The organism is Pontibacterium sp., from assembly GCF_041587635.1.
Lineage (GTDB): Bacteria > Pseudomonadota > Gammaproteobacteria > Pseudomonadales > Balneatricaceae > Pontibacterium.
Genome location: NZ_JBFGYC010000363.1, coordinates 1 through 4,215, shown reverse-complemented (window position 1 = coordinate 4,215; position 4,215 = coordinate 1). Strand labels below are relative to the sequence as shown.

The 4,215-nt window shown below is 51.4% G+C and carries 2 protein-coding genes and 1 pseudogene; 2 read left to right on the top strand and 1 reads right to left on the bottom strand.

Annotation, left to right across the window (positions count from 1 at the left end; genetic code table 11):
- Both ABYW01_RS15515 and ABYW01_RS15510 read left to right on the top strand, forming a co-directional pair.
- Positions 1 to 286: pseudogene (locus tag ABYW01_RS15515) on the top strand (sulfate adenylyltransferase); the annotation flags it as partial.
- Between the two features lie 16 nt (positions 287 to 302).
- Complete coding sequence (locus ABYW01_RS15510) at positions 303 to 2,270, top strand: EAL domain-containing protein (RefSeq protein WP_372834354.1); 1,968 nt, start codon at positions 303 to 305, stop codon at positions 2,268 to 2,270.
- 476 nt (positions 2,271 to 2,746) lie between these two features.
- Here ABYW01_RS15510 and ABYW01_RS15505 read toward each other — a convergent pair whose 3' ends face one another.
- Positions 2,747 to 3,883 carry a sirohydrochlorin chelatase gene (locus ABYW01_RS15505; protein ID WP_372834355.1) on the bottom strand — a complete coding sequence of 379 codons (1,137 nt, stop codon included), beginning with the start codon at positions 3,881 to 3,883 and terminating at the stop codon, positions 2,747 to 2,749.
- Positions 3,884 to 4,215 lie beyond the last annotated feature (332 nt).

Sequence of the window (4,215 nt, the reverse complement as noted above, 5' to 3'; positions counted from 1 at the left end):
GAGCATCGCCTACGTTAAAGCGATTGAATATAACCAGGCCCATATGGTGCTCACCTATTACGAAACACCGGATTCGATGCCGGTGATTCTCGACAACCTGATTCCACAAATCAAACCTGCCAATCAACGTCCCGACCTGATTCACGTATATAGCTTTAACGGTGACAACCTCTGGCTGTCCAAAAAAGGACGCCGGGCAGAAATTGTGGGCACATCAGACCGATTAGAACACTGGGTCAAGCTACGTTCGCGGCTTGAAAACCAAACAGTGAACTCGATTAAGTAGCTGGGAGAGCAGATTAATGAGTCTTGTTAAACAACTTGGTGCCGCGACCTTTGCCGTTTTGATACTGCTGTTGCTAGGTTCCGCCTATTTGATGTCCAACAGTTCCAAAACGATGCTGTTGAATCAGCTGGAATCACACGGTCAGGATGCAGCGACTCACTTAGGGTTGTACCTAGCGCCTTCAATCGCGGCAAAAGATGTCGCCGGGATCGAAACCTCTGTGAATGCGATCTTTGATAGTGGCTTTTATCAGCGCATTGATATCAGTGATGGCAGCGGCAAGATTCTGTTCTCCAAAACCACACCCCCGCGTATTGATGAAAATGTACCGGCGTGGTTTGTTGATCTGATCGAGATCACCCCACCACAGATGACCCGTGATGTCAGCCATCAGTGGAGTAAGATTGGTAGTGTCCACGTGCAAAGCCGTGCCGGTTATGCTTATAGCAAGCTCTGGCAGGGTATTCAGAACACCCTTATCTGGTTTGGCATTCTGGCGGCTGTCAGCGCCATCGCGATCAGCGGATTGCTGCTCTATATCCTGCGTCCACTGAAAGGTGTTGAAGAACAGGCTGAAGCCCTGAGTGAAAAGCGTTTTATCGAACAATCCCGTATTCCCGGTACCCGCGAGTTAAAACGTGTGGTTAACGCCATGAATCAGATGGTGAAACAGGTACGGTTGATGTTTGACGAGCAGAGCCGACATATCGAGGAACTGCGTCGCACCGCCTATCAAGACAGTTTGACCGGCTTACCCAATCAGCGCGCTGCGGAAGCACAGCTGGCTGAGCGACTGGACTACCGTCAGGACTTTGGTAACGGCACCCTGCTTTACCTGCGCATTACCGATCTGGCAAACCTGAACAAAGACCTGGGTATGGAGAAAGCCAGCAACTTTATTAAGGTTGTCGGCAGCAAGCTAGAAAGGCTCTCCCAAGACTCCGAACAAAGTATCCTTGGCCGTTTAACGGGTGCCGACTTTATCCTGTTGGTTCACCGTCTGGATGACGACAACCTGAAACGTACAGTGTCTCAGTTGTGCTCGGATATCCAAGCAAACTTTGAAGCATTAAGCGGCTCAGTTGTGATTGAAAAACACTGGCCGGTGCATATTGGTGTGAGTCATTCCAATGATATGACCGGATCAAATCAGCTACTTACTGAAGCCCGTCTGGCACTAAGTGAAGCGGAAGAAGACGACCAGAATTACGCAATTTATGGCTCTGACGCTAAAGCACTGCAAGACAGCAACGCATGGCACCAGCATGTGGCTGATTCTGTGAGTCAGGCGCAGATATTTCTGCAGACGTTGCCATTGATGGGGACTGGCGCAAGTCATGGCAGCACCGTTCCTGAACAGCAAGAACTGCTGGCCCGAATCCTGGACCAGCACGGCACACCGTGTACCGCCGGTGAGTTCCTCAGCGTGATTAAGGAACTGGGGCTGATGGTAATGCTGGATCGCGCCGTTATTCAGCGCGCGCTGGAACATGCCAGCCAGAACCCTAAGTGCGGCAAGCTGGCAATTAACCTGAGTGCAGAGGCGGTGCGCGACCAGGACTTTATCGGCTGGTTTAAAACCCTTGTCAGTGACCACGACTACAAGCAGCATCTGCATGTAGAGATCAGTGAAAGTGCGATTTTGAACAACCTTGACGACGTACGTGTCTTCCGAGAACTGCTGAAAGAGAATGCGATGGAGTTTGGTGTTGATAACTTTGGTATCCACCCGGCAGGCTTTGCTTACCTCTATAACCTGCAGCCGGATTACATCAAGATAGACGGTTCCCTGATCCGTAAGATCGACCAGCAGGCGGAAGACCGCTTCTTCGTAAGTAGCTTGATCAGTATCGCGCACAGTTTGAGTATCAAAGCCTATGCAGAGCATATCGAGCGTGAGACTCAGTTGAACGAACTGAATCAGCTGCAGATCGATGGCACACAGGGTTGGTTGCACGGTAAGCCGGAAGCGCTGGAGAACTGAGTAGCGGGCTTTAGGTAGCCCGACATATTTCTGGTTCCCATGGTTTCTGTGGGAACCAGATAATGTCGATCCACCCTTCGCGATGTAGGGCAGCTTTCAAGCTGCCGGTAGGCTGAAGCCTACCCTACATCTGACTACGCAGTGTCACTATCCCCCTATTCGGTCCTATGCCGGAGCGTGGCAACGAGATTTTCTGGTTCCCATGGTCCCCCGTGGGAACCCATACGTTGCATTCTGGTTGGCACGCATATTGGGCTATGCGGTGACGCTAGCTTATGTATGCATTCCCACGCAGAGCGTGGGAACGAGGTGAATTGCCTTACTTGCTTCTGGTTCCCATGGTCCTCCGTGGGAACCCATACGTTGCGTTCTGGTTGGCACGCATATTGGGCTATGCGGTGATGCTGGCAGATGTATGCATTCCCACGCAGAGCGCGGGAACGAGATATTCTTCAGGCGCTGGCGCTCGTCATGCCTTATTTATGAGCTATGGCATTTTCCGCACAATCCGGCTTAATCCGATCAGCTTCTTCATCGAGTACCGACTGCGGAAACTGGCTCATGAAGCAGCAGCAGATGTTATCGCCAATCATCGTACGCGGTCCCAGTGGGTGCGCAATATGACGATATACACCGTGAGAGTGCCCATGGCTGTGATCATGGCTATGCGAGTGGCTCTGGCTCTGGCTCTGGCTGTGGCTGTGGCTGTGGCTGTGGCTGTGGCTGTGGCTGTGCTCATGATGATGCCCATCGTCACCCTGCCCATCACCCTCTTCCGTATACTCCGCATGGTGATGGTGAATATCCACCTCTCCTGCCGCTAAACGTCGCTGAAAAGAGGTCATCAGCGTCTCTTCTGTTTGCTGACCATCCATAATTTCGCGCACGCGGATCTCAAATGCATCGATCACTTTTTCGTGATCATTCAGATAAGGGGCTTTGATAAATTCCACATCAGGATTTTCTGCAGAAACCTGATCCACATACCCGTAGATACGTTTGATCAATCGACCGGTAAACAGGAAGTACGGTGCAATCACAACTCGTTTGTAACCCAGTTTCAGTAGCTTTTCCAGACCGACACCGACGGACGGATAGGTCACACCAGAGTAGACCGTATCCGCCCAGCCAAAGCCCATATTTTCATTCACGATGCGTGTCAGTTTTGCGGCTTCGGCATTGGCATGTGTATCAGACGTTCCGCGTCCTACAACCACCAGCAGCGTGTCATACAAGCTTTCGGGTGGGTTCTCAGGATCAAGACCCAGCGATTCGTAGATACGCGCCTGGAACGCTTCGATCATTGCATCATGCAAACCGAGTTCGCTGCCGTAAGCGACTTCAACACCTTCGGTTTTGTCCTGAAAGGTGGTCAGTACCGACGGAATATCGTTCTTGGCGTGGGTTGCCGCAAACAGCATACCCGGTACCGCGTAGATCTGTTCAACCCCCTGTGCGACCAGTGAATTCAATCCCATATGAATATTCGGCGCGGAAAACTCCAGAAAGCCGTACTCCACCGGGATATCCGGGAAGCGTTTCTTTAAACCTTCCGCCACACGTCCAAATTCACGTTCTGCGTCTTTGTCACGGCTGCCGTGACCACATACCATAATGCCTTGCTTTGTCACTTCTATCTCTCTCCAGAAAAATCATGCCTCATCCACCCTGTACATCGTTGGGTAGTCTTCGTCATCGAAGGTGATCAGGCTACCGGCAGCTTGAAAGCTGCCCTACAATGTCGAGGGTGAATCGGCTTTATCTCGTTCCCTCGCTCCCGCGTGGGAATGCAGACCGTTCTATATATCACTGAACCTTTTAACTTATCGCTATTCTGAACCCGCTGTATGGGTTACCACGGAGGACCGTGGGAACCAGAAAGCCTGTACATCGTTGGGTAGTCTTCGTCATCGAAGGTGATCAGACTACTGGCAGCTTAAAAGCT